Raw genomic sequence first — 12,906 nt, forward strand, 5'->3', positions numbered from 1 at the left:
AGGGACGAGGTGAACGAGCCCTAGCCGAACGTCACTTGTCCGGCGTGAGGACGAGCAGCATGCCTCCGTCGTCATCGTACGCGGGGAACAGATCGGCGGTCGCCTGGGCGGGCAGATCGCCCTCGGCGTGGACGGCGACGGGCTGCTTGAGCTTGCGGACGCCCCACTCCAGGACGGTGCCCACGGGGTCGTCCCCGTTGGAGAACTGGAGCCCGAGGACGTCCCGCACCGGACGACCGATGACCTTCTCGTCGTCCAGGCCGGTGAGCTCGAAGGATCCGCGGCCGCAGGCGATGACGTTCCCGTGGGCGTCGCAGGCGAAGAACGCCGCGTCCGGCGCGGGGTAGTAGTCGTCGAGCAGCTCGAAGAGGAAGCCGAAGCCGCACTTCGAGCAGCCGCGCGCCTCGCGCCGGAAGCCGGCGTTGCGTTCGGTCTCGGTCGTGCGGTGTCCGCAGTTGGGGCAGATGAAGAGGTGAGCCATCGTCTCGGTTCGGAAGGGTATCCGGAGCGGTGCGCGGCTTCATCTGAGCGCAACACGATGGACGCCAGGAGGCCTCGCGCCGGGTCCTCTGCTAGACAGCCGAGCGATATGGAGAGCTCCGGCCCGCGGCCGACAGACCCCGAAGTGCCCCTGGCCGACGCCGCGATCGCGACGGAGATCGCGACCGTGGCCGCGCGCGGCCGGGGCGCGGACCGCGCGCCGACGCTCGAGCAGCTGCTGGCGGCGTTCGGCGAGACGTCCCCCACCCCGGCCGCGCGGGCCCGCGTGGCGGCCGCGCTGCGGGTGGCGGGGATGGGCGTCAAGCCCGACCTGGCGTCGGCGGAGCCCGGGCAGCGCCTGCTGCTGCTGCCGCCGGGCGTGAGCGAGGGGCGCTCGCGCGGACGGGCGTTCTTGGGGATCTTGGGCGTGGCCGCGGTGCTCGTCGCGGCGGCGGTCGGGGCGTCGGCGCTGCAGGGCGGCGGCGGGGACGACGACGTGGCTTCGAACCTGCCTGCCGGCGAGACGTCGACGACGACGACCCCGTCGTCGAGCGCGGCGGTGCCGGGGACGACGGAGACGACGGACACCGGGACGACCGACACCGGGACGACGCCGACCGACACGACCGCGACCGAGACGACGTCCACCGACAGCACGTCCACCGAGACCACCGACACCACCGCGACGGACACGACGTCCGCCGACGAGCAGGCGGCGGCCGAGCGGCGGCGCAAGGCGGCCGCCAAGCGCCGGCAGGAGCGCGAGGCGGCGGCCAAGCGGAAGGCCGCGGCGGCGTCCAAGCTCGTGACCGTGCGGGTGGACGCGAGCGGCCGTCCGACGTTCCTCTGCGTGGACGACGGGTCCGGCCAGGTCCTGTTCAGCGGGACGCTGGACGGCAAGAAGGTGTTCAAGTCCGAGCGCGTGCGCATGAACATCGGGTTGAAGTCCACGTACATCACGGTCAACGGCAACCCGATCACGCTGACGAGCTCCCCCGCGGGCCTGGACATCACGCGCAAGGGCGGCGCACGGGAGCTGCCGCTCGGGAGCCGGCCGTGCGGCTGAGCCCCGGCGTCCCGGGCAGCGCGCAGCGGTAGACGATCCGGCCGCGCTGCGGCGTGGCCGAGCAGCGGCCGACGCTCGCGACGCCGGTGAGCAGCACCGCGGCGGCCCCGACGGTCGTGCCGCCGTCGCAGCGGAAGACGTGGACGCCCCGCTCCTGGCCCTTGCCGGTCGTCGCGTGCAGCGCGACCGCGGAGGGCACGGCGAGGGCCAGCAGCGTGACGGCCAGCGGTGGGGTACGGCGCCACCAGCGGGCGCGGGGTGCGGCGTCGGCGGCCTCGGCGGCGCGCATGGCCTGCGCGACGTCGGCGGTGAGGCGATCCAGGGCGGGGAAGTCGTGGCGGTCAGCGGGCATCGATCGCCTCCTGCATCGGCGTGATCGCCGCGGTCAGGGCCCGCAGGCCGCGGGAGACGCGGGCGCGGGCGGTGTCGGGGGTGATGCCGAGGCGGGCGGCGAGGTCGTCGTAGGACAGCTCGTCGACGACGCGCAGCCGGACGGCGTCGCGCTGGGCGGCCGGGAGGTTCGCCAGCTCGCGGGCGACGGCGGCGCGGAGGTCGGCGAGGCCGGCGAGGTCCTCGACGCGGCGGCGCTCGTCCTCCCCCATCGGCGGCGGCTCGACGCCCAGGCGCTGAAGCGCCCGGCGCTCCACCCCGCGCCGGCGGAACTGGTGGTCGAGCACCGTGCGCGTGATCGCGTACAGCCAGCCGACCGCCTCCTCGCGCGTGGCCCCGCGGAACTTGGAGCGTCGCTCGAACGCGGTCGCGAACGCCTCGCCGACGACGTCCAGCGCCTGCTCGGCGTCGAACGTCCGCCGCGTCGCGAACGCCAGCAGCTTCGGGCCTTCGGCCTCGAACAGCTGGGCGAGCGTGTCGGCGTCGAGCCTCATGCGCCCCGTAAGACCCGCAAGGCGCGGATCCTGTGACGGCGCGCCGGCACCGCGCGGGCGCTAGAACAGCCCGGGATCGCGCTCGGGCGGCGCGTCGAGGCCGAGGTGGGCCCAGGCGCGGGAGGTCGCGACGCGGCCGCGCGGCGTGCGCTTGAGGAAGCCGCACTGCAGCAGGTAGGGCTCGTAGACGTCCTCGATCGTGTCCTGCTCCTCGGACACGGTGATCGCGAGCGTCGAGAGGCCGACAGGGCCGCCGTCGAACTTCGTGCAGATCGCGGTGAGGATCTCGCGGTCGAGCGGGTCGAGGCCGAGGTCGTCGATGCCGAGGAGGTCCAGCGCGGCGTTGGCCGAGGCGACGTCGACGACGCCCGCGCCGCGGACGTCGGCGTAGTCGCGGACGCGCTTGAGCAGGCGGTTGGCGACGCGCGGCGTGCCCCGGGAGCGGCGGGCGATCGCGGCCGCGCCGCCCTCGTCGATCGCGCAGCCGAGGATGTGGGCGCTGCGATGGATGATCGCCGCCAGCTCCGGCCCGCCGTAGGGCTCCAGGCGGTGCTGGATGCCGAAGCGGTCGCGCAGCGGCGTGGTGAGGAGCCCGGCGCGGGTCGTCGCGCCGACCAGCGTGAACGGCGGCAGCGGCACGTCCATGACGCGGGCGCCCGCGCCCTGGCCGACGGTGATCGGCAGCTTGCGGTCCTCCATCGCCGGATAGAAGGTCTCCTCCAGCGCGCGGCTGAGGCGGTGGATCTCGTCCACGAAGAAGATCGAGCGCGGCTCCAGCGCGCCGAGGAACGCGGCGATGTCGGCCTTGCGCTCCAGCGCGGGGCCGGCGGTCTGGACGAACGGGACCTCCAGCTCGGCGGCGAGGATCTGCGCCAGCGACGTCTTGCCGAGGCCGGGCGGGCCGGCCAGCAGCACGTGGTCGAGCGCCTCGCCGCGCAGCCGGGCGGCCTGGAGCGAGACGCTCAGCTGGTCCTTCAGCGCGTCCTGGCCGACGAAGTCGTCGAGCGTGCGCGGGCGCAGCGAGCGGTCGAGGTCCTCCTCGAAGGCCTCGTCCGGCGTCTGGATGCGCAGGCCGCTCACGCGCGCGCCGCCCGCAGAGCCTGTTGGAGAAGGTCCTCGGGCGTGTCGCCGCTGGCGCCCGCCAGCAGGCGCTCGGCCTCCTCGACGCTGAAGCCCAGCTCGACGAGGCCGTCGCGCGCGAGCGTGCGCGGGTCGTCGGCGCGGCGGACGGTGATCTCGGCGCCATCGCCGGCCGGGACGTCCTCCAGCGCGCCGACCTTCTCGCGCAGCTCGACGATGATCCGCTCGGCCGTGCGCTTGCCGATCCCGGGCACCGCGGTGAGCCGCTTGACATCGCCCGCCGCGACGCTCGCGATCAGCTCGCGCGGCGAGCCGCCGCTGAGCACCGCGACCGCCATCTTCGGGCCGACGCCCTGCACGCCGATGAGCAGGAGGAAGAGGTCGCGCTCCTCCTCGGTGGCGAAGCCGTAGAGCGACAGCGCGTCCTCGCGGACGACCAAGTGCGTCAACAACGAGACCGACTCGCCCGCGGCGGGCACGTGGCGCAGCGTCTCGGCCGACACCGCCAGGCGGTAGCCGACGCCCGACGCGGTCTCGATCACCACGTGGTCCGGGCGGCGGACGGAGACGTCCCCCGCGACGAGCGCGATCACCGGGCGATCACCGCCGCCAGCGGCGCGTGGTTGGCGTGGCAGACGCCGACGGCCAGCGCGTCGGTCGCGTGGTCGGGCAAGGGCTGGTCGGGCAGGCCGAGCATCGTCATGACCATACGCGCCACCTGGTCCTTGGCCGCGCGGCCGGTGCCGCAGACCGCCTGCTTGACCTGCTGGGGCGTGTAGGACGAGCACGGGACGCCGCGCCGTCCGGCGGCGAGCATGACGACCCCGCGCGCCTGGCCGACGGCGAACGCGCTGCGGGCGTTCTGCCCGAAGAACAGGTCCTCGAGCGCGACGGCCTCGGGCGCGTGCTCGACCAGCAGCGCGTCGACGGCCTCGAAGATCGTGGCCAGCCGCTGCTCCAGCGGCGTGTTGGCCGGGGTCGCGATGACGCCGCCGTCGCGGGCCACGAAGCGCATGCCGCGCCGCGCCACCACGCCGTAGCCGGTGTTCGCGAGGCCGGGATCGATGCCGAGGACGGTCACTGCAGACGGCATTCTGCGGGTCCGGTCGGACACCTCCATGCGAACCCGCGTTCGCACCGGTCGATCACGCGTCCACGTTCGTGACGGCACGCACGAGCAGTGTTGCGCGGGAGCCGACACGTCGTCCCAAGATGTTCACGGAGAACCGCCGCCTCCGCGATGAGCTGCGCACCACGCACGCGCGCATCGCCGCCCTCGAAGCCGAGCGCAACGACTACCTGCGCAAGGACCGCCGTGCCGGGGTCCTGACCTTGGACGCCTTCCGGGAGGCCGCCGCCGCGGCGCTGCGCGGGTCGCAGCGCCGCGGCGAGCCGGCCGCGCTCGTGTTGGTGGACATCGACGGCTTCCGGGCCTTGAACGGCCGTCGCGGTGCCGCGGTGGGCGACGAGGCGCTGGCGACGGTCGCGCTGCGGCTGCGCGAGCTGGTCCGCGGCGGGGACGTCGTCGGCCGCACGGGCGCCGACGAGTTCGCGGTCGTCATGCCGGGCGCGAACCTGGCGGGCGCGCGCGGCGTCGCGGAGCGCCTGGTCGCGGTGCTGGAGCAGAGCGGGCCGGTGACGGTCAGCGCCGGGATCGCGGTCGACGGCGGCACCGGGCAGCTCGACGGCCTGATGGCCGACGCGTCGGCGATCCTGGAGCGCGCCCGGATCGCCGGCGGTGGGCGCGTCGGCGCGCCGGGGCGTCAGCCGAGCGTGGAGCCGTCGCGCGGCGCCATCGGCGCCCTGGCGCTGGCGCTGGCCGAGCGGGACCGCGGGACGGGAGAGCACGCCGAGCAGGTCGTCGCGCTCGCGGGCGCGGTGGCGCGGCGGATGAACCTCGACGGCGAGGAGGTCGAGCGCATCGCGGCCGCCGCGCTGCTGCACGACATCGGCAAGGTCGCCGTGCCGGACTCGATCCTCAACAAGCCGGGCGCGCTGAACGACGAGGAGTGGGCGGTCATGCGCGAGCACTCGATCGTCGGCGAGCGCATCCTGCGCGCGGTCCCGGGCCTCGGCCCGGTGGCGCGGATGGTGCGCCACGGGCACGAGAGCTGGGACGGCTCGGGATATCCGGACGGGCTGGCCGGCGAGGCGATCCCGCTGGGATCCCGGATCGTCCTGGCCTGCGACGCCTACGACGCGATGACGTCGGAGCGGCCCTACCGCCCCGCCATGGCGCCCCCGGAGGCGGTGGCGGAGCTGGTGGCCGGCGCGGGCGGGCAGTTCGACCCGCGGGTGGTGGAGGCGTTGGTGGGCTACTTGGAGGACCGGACGCCGCTGGAGTACGCGGCGCGGACGCCGGCGTAGGAAGAGGCCGCGGGCGCATGGCGGCGCGAGGCGTTGGTGGCGTCCGGCGCGGGCGTTTGGTGGTGGCGCGGCGCGCTGGTGGGCAAGCTCATCGAGAGGGTGAGCGCTTGAGGCGGTGCCGGCGCTGCGGGTCGTCCGTGGGCTTGGGGTTGCGACCTGCGTGGGCGTTGCCGGGGCGAGGGTGGTGCTTCTCTCATCCAGACATCACACCCGGCTCGGCTCTGCGCGGACGAGTGGCACATCGGGGTCGTCTGGCGACCCCGATGTGCCATCGATCTCGAGGGTGCGCCACATCGAGCCGGGATTCAGGTCTGGATGCGGGTCCCGCCCCCAGCGTCCCGCGCCCTCGTGGAGCCCGGCGCCCGGCCCACGGACGACACCAGACGCCGGCCACGCCCACCCGGCCTCACTCCCTCGATGAGCTTGCCCACCAGCACCCCGCGCCACCCGCACAGCCCGCGCCGGACGCCACCGACGCCGGCGCCAACGCCGACGAGCCTCAGGCGCCGGCGCTGGACGCCAGCCCGTCCCAGACGACCTCCATCACGCGGTCGACCAGCTCGGCGCGGGGGACGTCGGCGTTGGCGCCCCACCAGTTGGCCAGCGACTGGCAGGCGCCCGACACGAGCTGGGCGTAGATCTCGGCCTGCTGCTCCGATCCGCCCGGCGGCACGAGCGACACGATCGCCTGGGTCGCGGCGGACTGCAGCTTGTCGATCAGCGGCCGCAGCTCCGGGTCGGCGGCGTCGCGGAAGAGCGCGCGCCAGGCCTCCTGGCGCTCCTGCACCCACGCGAAGAAGACGTCGATGCCGCGGCGGAGGCGCTCCTCCCCCACGACGCCGGAGGCGGCGTTGGCGGCGAAGCGCCGGGCCAGCTCGGAGGCGTGCTCGGTGATCAGCGCGTCGTGGAGCGTGCGCTTGGAGTCGAAGTGCTCGTAGATCAACGCCTTCGAGGTCCCCGACGCGCGAGCGATGTCGTCCAGCGAGGACCCGTGGTAGCCGCGCTGGGCGAAGACCTCCTGGGCGGCGGCCAGGATGCGCTCGCGGCGCTCGGCGGCGGGCAGGCGTCGGCGGGGCGGTGCGGGACGGTCGGTGGACACCCCCGCAGCGTAGGCTCCGCGCGTGGACTTCGCGGCCGAGGGGTTCTTCGAGGGGTTGGACGAGCACGCGCGCGGCGAGCGGCGGGAGCTGCTGGACTGGCTGACCGCCGAGGGCTTCTCCGACGACCAGCTGCGGCGCGCCCATCGGCGCGGGCTCCTGCTGTTCCTGGCCTCCGAGCGCGAGGTCGGCGGCGCGGCGCGTTTCACGGCCGACGACGTCGCCCGCGAGTCCGGCGCCGACCCCGAGCTGCTGGCGCGCCTGCGCCGCGCCCAGGGCCTGGCGATCCCCGAGCCGGGCGCCGTCGAGCTGACCGACGTCGACCTCGCCGCCGCGCGCACGTCGGCCGCGTTCCTGGACCTCGGCCTGACCGAGGAGCAGATGGTCGCCACCTCGCGCGTCCTGGGCCGCAGCCTCTCCACCGCCGCCGAGGCGATGCGCTCGGTGATGCTCGAGGTCGTCCTGGAGCCCGGCGACTCGGAGGCCGAGCTGGCCCAGCGCTACGCCGCCGCCGTCCACGAGATCATGCCCCTGGTCGGGCCGATGGTCCTGCAGATGCTCAGCCAGCAGCTGCGCAACATCGTCCAGGGCGAGATGGTCGGCGCCGTCGAACGCGCCACCGGCACGTTGCCCGGAGCCCGCGACCAGGCCGTCGCCTTCGCCGACCTCGTCGGCTTCACGCGCCTCGGCGAGGAGATCGCGCCCGAGGACCTCGGCACGGTCGCGACGCGACTGGAGGCGATCGCCCGCGAGGTCGTCGCGCCGCCCGTCCGCCTGGTCAAGACGATCGGCGACGCCGTCATGCTCACCGCGGACGAGCCCTCAGCGCTGGTCGACGCCGCGCTGCGGCTCGTCGACGCCTCCGACGCCGAGGCCACCCGCGGCGGCGCCTTCCCCCAGCTGCGCGTCGGCCTCGCCTACGGCCCCGCCGTCGGCCGCGGCGGCGACGTCTTCGGCCGCGCCGTCAACCTCGCCTCGCGCGTCACGCAGATCGCCCGCGCCGGCTCGGTGCTCGCCACGCGCGAGGTCCGCGACCGCGCCGGCACCGACGCCTTCTCGTGGTCCAGCGCGCACGCGCGCCGGCTCAAGGGGCTGCCGGATCCGGTGCCGCTGTACCGCGCACGGCCGCGCGCGGCAGGTTCCTGACCGCCGGCACCGCCAGGCACAGCAGCGCCGCCCCCACCCCGATGACGCTCATCGCGCTCAGCGTCGGATGGATCCCGACCGCGCCGGCGACCGGCCCGGCCGCGATCGTCCCGACCGGCATCACGCCCGCGCTGGCCGCGTAGTCATAGGACGACACGCGCGACAGCGACCCCTCCGGGATGTGCTCCTGCAGCGTCGTCTCCCACAGCGTGAACGCCGCCGACACGCCGATCGCCGCGCAGAACTCCACCGCGGCGATCGCGAGGATCGGCAGCCCGGAGCCGATGATCACCGCCTGGCAGGACGCGAAGGCCAGCGCGACCGTCGCCGCGCGCAGCGCGAACCGCGGCCGCCAGCGCAACAGCACCACGTCGGCCACGATCGACCCCGCGCCGAACGCGGTCACGACGATCGCCCACGACGTCGCGCCGTCCAGCTCGTCCTTCATCAACACCGGCCCGAGCACCCAGATCGAGGGCAGCACGATCACGTGGTAGACGACCATGGCCAACAGGAACGACCAAACCCATGTCCTTGCCTTGACCTCGCGCCACCCGCCGCGCAGGCCGGACGAGAACGGCTCGGGGTCCCCGCGCTCCACCACGCGCGGGCGCAGCATCAGCAGGCACGCGACCGACACCGCGAACGTCCCGCCGTCGGCCAGCAGCGCGCCGCCCTCGCCGATCGTCGCCACCAACAACCCGCCGAGCACCGGCCCGACGATCGACCCGGTGGAGAACGACATCCCCCGCAACGCGTTGGCCTGCTGGAGGTGGTGCGGCTCGGCGATCGTCAGCGGCAGCAGGCCCGTGAACGCCGGCGAGAAGAACGAGTCCGCCGCGCCGAAGACCGCCGCCAGCGCCGCGAGGTGCCAGACCTCCGCGCTCCCGGACACCAGCAGCACGCCCGCGCACGCCTGCGTGGCCAGCCGCACGAGGTCGGAGGCGATCAGGATCCGGCGGCGCTCCACGCGGTCGGCGAGCACGCCGCCGATCAACCCCAGGACGATGAACGGCAGGAAGCCGGCGGCCGCGACGATCCCGACGTCGGTGGCGCTCCCGCCGATCGACAGCACCGCGAACGGCAGCACGACCTGCGTCATGCGGTCGCCGACGACCGACAGCGCCTGCCCGAGGAACAGCAGCCGGAACTGGCGCTCCTGACGCAGGACCGCGGGAAGCAAGGCGAAGCCTCGCCCCGGGGGCTCGCTTCGCGGCGGACGCTCGCCGGGAGGGCTCGCCTCCGCGGCATGGGGCGGCGTCATCGCCCAGGCGCTACGAGGCGGCCATGAGGCGCTCGAGCACCTCGGCGTCGACGTCGAAGTTCGCGTGGACCGCGTCGACGTCGTCGTTGTCCTCGAGGTTGTCGATCAGCCGCAGCAGCTTGGCGGCCGTGTCCTCGTCGACCGGGACCAGGGCCTTCGGCCGCTGGATGACCTCGGCGTTCTGCAACTCGATCCCGGCCTCGTCGAGCGCGGCGCGCACGGCGGTCAGGTCCGACGGCTCGGTGACGATCTCGAAGACGTCGCCGTCGAGCGAGATGTCCTCGGCCCCCGCGTCGATGGCGACCATCAGGTCGTCCTCGCCGTAGCGCTCGCCGTCGACCGCGACGACGCCCTTCTTGTCGAAGTTGTAGGCCACGCTGCCCGGCTCGCCGAGCGACCCGCCGCCCTTGGACAGCAGGTGGCGGACGTCCGCGCCGGTGCGGTTGCGGTTGTCGGTGACCGCCTCGATCAGCAGCGCGACGCCGCCGGGGCCGTAGCCCTCGTACATGACGTTCTCGAGCGCGTCGACATCGGCGCCGGAGCCGGTGCCCTTGGCGATCGCGCGCTCGATGTTGTCCTTGGGCATCGACGCGTCCTTGGCCTTCTGCACGGCCAGCGCCAGCGACGGGTTGCCGTCGACGTCACCCCCGCCCTCCTTGGCCGCGACCGTGATCGCACGGGCGAGCTTCGTGAAGAGCTTGCCGCGGCGAGCGTCGACGATCGCCTTCTTGTGCTTGATCCCTGCCCACTTGGAATGTCCGGCCATACGCGCCTGATTCTAACGACGGAGCGTGAGGTACCGGTCGACGAGCCTCGTGTTGCGGGCCCAGTCGCGGATCGCCAGGTGGATGCGGACGCGGTGGCCGCCCATCGAGCGCAGGGCGCCGCGTCGCGGCGCGATCAGCACGCGCAGCGTCCCGGGGCGCTCGGCGGTGCCGAACCCGAAGCCGCGATAGGAGCGACCCAGGCGCGCCGAGCCGACCGTCTGGCCGGCGCCAGGCCCGCCAGCGCGACGGCGGCGGCGACCGAGGGGGTCTTCGGGAAGAGGGTCATGCCCCGGCCAACGAGGCGGGGCGCGCCAAGGCGACGCGACGGACGGCCGACCTTGGCGCACATGCGGTTGAAGAACAACGCTCACCGGCCGATCACCGGGACACGGCGCGGGCGTTCCGCCCGCGCCAGGGGATGAGCAGAGCGACCACGTTGAAGGCATCACCAGCACCACGGCTGTCCTCGCGGCTCACCGGCCGCCGCGCCCGCCTGTTCAACCTCCTCACCGGTGCCGCGATCGCGCTGGCCGCCGCCGACGTCCTCGCGCTGACCAGCAGCCGCCTGGCCGACGCGGACGCCGGGCGCGTCGCGCTGCCGGTGGCCACCGCGCTGGTCGCCGCCGCGGTGGCCTACTCCCGGCTGCTGTTCGCCCATGGCGACCGCCTGCTGTGGATCCTGCTGTCGGCGGGCCTGACCGCGACGCTCGCCGGCGGCCTGACGACCGCGCTGGGCGGCGGCCACACCGACCACGCGGGCGTCTCCGACCTCCTGTGGCTGCTGGCCTACCCGCCGTGGTACGCGGCGCTGGTCGTCATCTCCCGCCACTACCTCGGCGACGCCCACCGGTCGTTCTGGCTGGACGGGCTGCTGATCGGCCTGGCGTCGGCGACCTACGTCTCGGCGCTCTTCCTCGACGACCTGACCGGCCTGGACGGGACCACGTTGATGGTCAACGTCGCCTACCCGGCCGCCGACCTCGCGCTGCTGGGGATCCTCTTCGGCACGCTGCTGATGATCGGGCGCCCGTCGCAGCAGGGGCTGATGCTCGCGGCCGGGCTGCTGCTCACGCTGGCCGCCGACACGCTGCGCGTCGTCTCGCTGGCCGACGGCGGGCGCCACGCGACCGCCGCGATGGGCGTCTGCTGGTCGCTGGGCCTCCTGCTGCTGGCGGCGGCGTCCTGGGCCCGCCCCGCGCCCGGCCGCGTGCTGCCGGTCGGCGGCTGGTGGGAGCTGACCTCGCCCGCGTCGATCGCGACGCTGGCCGCCGCCGTCCTGGTCTACGACCACTACCACCGGCTCCCGAGCGCCGCGATCCTGCTGGCCGCCGCGACGTTCGCCTGCGCGCTGGCGCGCCTGGTCTGGACGCTGCGCGAGGTGCGCTCGCTGGCGCTGCACCGCCGCGAGGCGCTGACCGACGACCTCACCGGCCTGCCCAACCGGCGCGCGCTCTTCCGCGAGCTGGAGGTGCTGACGGCGGCGGGCGAGCGCTCGTCGCGGCGCTTCGCGCTGCTCCAGCTCGACCTCGACGGCTTCAAGGAGCTCAACGACACGCTCGGCCACGCGGCGGGCGACGAGCTGCTGATCGCGGTCTCGCGGCGCCTGGAGGCCGTCGTGCCGGGGACGCTGGCGCGGCTGGGCGGCGACGAGTTCGCGGCGATCGTCCCCGAGGGCCACGACGCGCGGGCGGTCGCCGCGCTGATCGGCACCGCGCTGCACGTGCCGGTCGGGATCGAGGGCGTGGACGTCGCGGTCAACGCGTCGGTCGGCATAGCGCACTTCCCCCAGGACGCCCACGACTCCCACGAGCTGGCGCGGCGCGCCGACGTGGCGATGTACGACGCCAAGCGCCTGGGCACGGTGGTCGCGGGCTACATGGCCGAGCACGACGACCACTCGCTGGACCGCCTGGCGCTGGCCACCGACCTGCGCAACGCGTTCGACCGCGACGAGCTGTGGCTGGCCTTCCAGCCCCAGGTCGACATCGCCACCGGCCGGATCTCCGGGGCCGAGGCGCTGATCCGCTGGAAGCACCCGCAGCGCGGCGACGTCCCGCCCGGCGTGCTGCTGCCGATCGCCGAGCGCACGGGCCTGATGCCGCAGCTCACGCTGTGGGTCCTGGAGGCCGCGGTCGCCCAGGCGGCGGCGTGGCGGCGCGTCGGGCTGGACATCCACGTCGCGGTCAACGTGAGCGCGATCGTCCTGGTCGACGCGACGCTGCCCGACCGGATCGCCGAGACGCTGACGCGCCACGCGCTGACGCCGGACAACCTCTGCGTCGAGGTGACCGAGGACGCGGTGATGCGCGACACGTCGCGGGCGATCGCGATCCTGGAGCGGATCAAGGCCTCGGGCGTGGAGATCTCGGTCGACGACTTCGGGACCGGGCAGTCGTCGCTGGAGCAGCTGAAGAACGTGCCCGCCGACGAGCTGAAGCTCGATCGCTCGTTCGTCCTCGGGATGGTCGAGGACCCGCAGGACGCGGCGATCGTCGGCTCGGTCGTCGGCCTCGGCCGGGCGCTGGGGCTGCGCGTCGTGGCCGAGGGCGTCGAGACGCCGCAGGTCTGGCAGCGCCTGGCCGAGCTGGGCTGCGACGTGGCGCAGGGCTACGGGCTGGCGCGGCCGATGCCCGCCGCGCAGTTCGAGCGCTGGGCGCGCGAGCCCAGCGACCGCGCGCGGCTGCTGGTGCCCCAGCTGCACACGTCGCGGGCGCAGTGGCGGCCGCGACGGCGCGGCGTGGCCTAGCCGCGTGGC

The 12,906-nt window shown here is 74.6% G+C and carries 14 protein-coding genes; 4 read left to right on the forward strand and 10 right to left on the reverse strand.

Translation table 11 applies throughout. The features are described from left to right. Positions 1–31: 31 nt before the first annotated feature. Positions 32–481 carry a hypothetical protein gene (locus VFG42_RS11560; protein ID WP_324908486.1) on the reverse strand — a complete coding sequence of 150 codons (450 nt, stop codon included), beginning with the start codon at positions 479–481 and terminating at the stop codon, positions 32–34. A gap of 144 nt (positions 482–625) precedes the next feature. Here VFG42_RS11560 and VFG42_RS11565 point away from each other — a divergent pair, with 144 nt between their 5' ends. Then, positions 626–1,546, forward strand: a complete 921-nt coding sequence (locus VFG42_RS11565) for a hypothetical protein (RefSeq protein ID WP_324908488.1) — start codon at positions 626–628, stop codon at positions 1,544–1,546. Here the strand turns inward: VFG42_RS11565 and VFG42_RS11570 are convergent. From VFG42_RS11570 to ruvC, 5 genes are read right to left on the reverse strand one after another with little or no spacing between them, the layout of a single operon-like run. Further along, positions 1,491–1,898 (reverse strand): hypothetical protein, encoded by a 408-nt coding sequence (locus VFG42_RS11570; protein ID WP_324908490.1) that lies wholly within the window; start codon positions 1,896–1,898, stop codon positions 1,491–1,493. The genes VFG42_RS11565 and VFG42_RS11570 overlap by 56 nt on opposite strands. After that, positions 1,888–2,430, reverse strand: coding sequence for an RNA polymerase sigma factor (locus VFG42_RS11575; RefSeq protein ID WP_324908492.1), 543 nt, complete (start codon positions 2,428–2,430; stop codon positions 1,888–1,890). Before VFG42_RS11575 ends, VFG42_RS11570 begins: the two co-directional genes overlap by 11 nt. A gap of 60 nt (positions 2,431–2,490) precedes the next feature. Next, positions 2,491–3,510 (reverse strand): Holliday junction branch migration DNA helicase RuvB, encoded by a 1,020-nt coding sequence (gene ruvB, locus VFG42_RS11580; RefSeq protein WP_324908494.1) that lies wholly within the window; start codon positions 3,508–3,510, stop codon positions 2,491–2,493. Beyond that, a complete protein-coding gene (gene ruvA, locus VFG42_RS11585) occupies positions 3,507–4,103 on the reverse strand; it encodes a Holliday junction branch migration protein RuvA (protein ID WP_324908496.1) in 597 nt (198 codons plus the stop codon). The genes ruvB and ruvA overlap by 4 nt, the downstream gene beginning before the upstream one ends. Continuing rightward, on the reverse strand, positions 4,100–4,591 hold the full coding sequence (ruvC, locus tag VFG42_RS11590) for a crossover junction endodeoxyribonuclease RuvC (protein ID WP_324908498.1): 492 nt from the start codon (positions 4,589–4,591) through the stop codon (positions 4,100–4,102). Before ruvC ends, ruvA begins: the two co-directional genes overlap by 4 nt. A 131-nt stretch (positions 4,592–4,722) precedes the next feature. Between ruvC and VFG42_RS11595 the strand changes: the two genes are divergently transcribed. Then, positions 4,723–5,877, forward strand: a complete 1,155-nt coding sequence (locus VFG42_RS11595; RefSeq protein WP_324908500.1) for a diguanylate cyclase — start codon at positions 4,723–4,725, stop codon at positions 5,875–5,877. 499 nt (positions 5,878–6,376) lie between these two features. Here VFG42_RS11595 and VFG42_RS11600 read toward each other — a convergent pair whose 3' ends face one another. Then, entirely contained in the window at positions 6,377–6,976 is a 600-nt protein-coding gene (locus tag VFG42_RS11600; protein WP_324908502.1) for a TetR/AcrR family transcriptional regulator, read from the reverse strand. Positions 6,977–6,998: 22 nt separating this feature from the next. Between VFG42_RS11600 and VFG42_RS11605 the strand changes: the two genes are divergently transcribed. Beyond that, a complete protein-coding gene (locus VFG42_RS11605) occupies positions 6,999–8,120 on the forward strand; it encodes an adenylate/guanylate cyclase domain-containing protein (protein WP_324908504.1) in 1,122 nt (373 codons plus the stop codon). On the opposite strand, the gene VFG42_RS11610 is transcribed toward VFG42_RS11605, so the two are convergent. The 3 genes from VFG42_RS11610 to VFG42_RS11620 all read right to left on the reverse strand — a co-directional run bounded on the left by VFG42_RS11610 (position 8,059) and on the right by VFG42_RS11620 (position 10,291). Next, positions 8,059–9,303 carry an MFS transporter gene (locus VFG42_RS11610; RefSeq protein WP_324908506.1) on the reverse strand — a complete coding sequence of 415 codons (1,245 nt, stop codon included), beginning with the start codon at positions 9,301–9,303 and terminating at the stop codon, positions 8,059–8,061. The genes VFG42_RS11605 and VFG42_RS11610 overlap by 62 nt on opposite strands. A 91-nt stretch (positions 9,304–9,394) precedes the next feature. Next, positions 9,395–10,150 carry a YebC/PmpR family DNA-binding transcriptional regulator gene (locus VFG42_RS11615; protein ID WP_324908508.1) on the reverse strand — a complete coding sequence of 252 codons (756 nt, stop codon included), beginning with the start codon at positions 10,148–10,150 and terminating at the stop codon, positions 9,395–9,397. 12 nt (positions 10,151–10,162) lie between these two features. Continuing rightward, positions 10,163–10,291: a hypothetical protein gene (locus VFG42_RS11620; protein WP_324908510.1), complete on the reverse strand. Its 129-nt coding sequence runs from the start codon at positions 10,289–10,291 to the stop codon at positions 10,163–10,165. Positions 10,292–10,569: 278 nt separating this feature from the next. Here VFG42_RS11620 and VFG42_RS11625 point away from each other — a divergent pair, with 278 nt between their 5' ends. Then, complete coding sequence (locus tag VFG42_RS11625; protein WP_324908512.1) at positions 10,570–12,897, forward strand: putative bifunctional diguanylate cyclase/phosphodiesterase; 2,328 nt, start codon at positions 10,570–10,572, stop codon at positions 12,895–12,897. Positions 12,898–12,906: the final 9 nt, after the last annotated feature.

This window comes from Baekduia sp., assembly GCF_035685985.1.
Classification (GTDB): domain Bacteria; phylum Actinomycetota; class Thermoleophilia; order Solirubrobacterales; family Solirubrobacteraceae; genus Baekduia.

Coding starts and splice junctions, on each gene's coding strand:
- VFG42_RS11575 (WP_324908492.1), bottom strand. CDS start 2,430: ATGAGGCTCGACGCCGACACGCTCGCCCAGCTGTTCGAGGCCGAAGGC.
- VFG42_RS11625 (WP_324908512.1), top strand. CDS start 10,570: ATGAGCAGAGCGACCACGTTGAAGGCATCACCAGCACCACGGCTGTCC.
- VFG42_RS11560 (WP_324908486.1), bottom strand. CDS start 481: ATGGCTCACCTCTTCATCTGCCCCAACTGCGGACACCGCACGACCGAG.
- VFG42_RS11595 (WP_324908500.1), top strand. CDS start 4,723: ATGTTCACGGAGAACCGCCGCCTCCGCGATGAGCTGCGCACCACGCAC.
- VFG42_RS11615 (WP_324908508.1), bottom strand. CDS start 10,150: ATGGCCGGACATTCCAAGTGGGCAGGGATCAAGCACAAGAAGGCGATC.
- VFG42_RS11570 (WP_324908490.1), bottom strand. CDS start 1,898: ATGCCCGCTGACCGCCACGACTTCCCCGCCCTGGATCGCCTCACCGCC.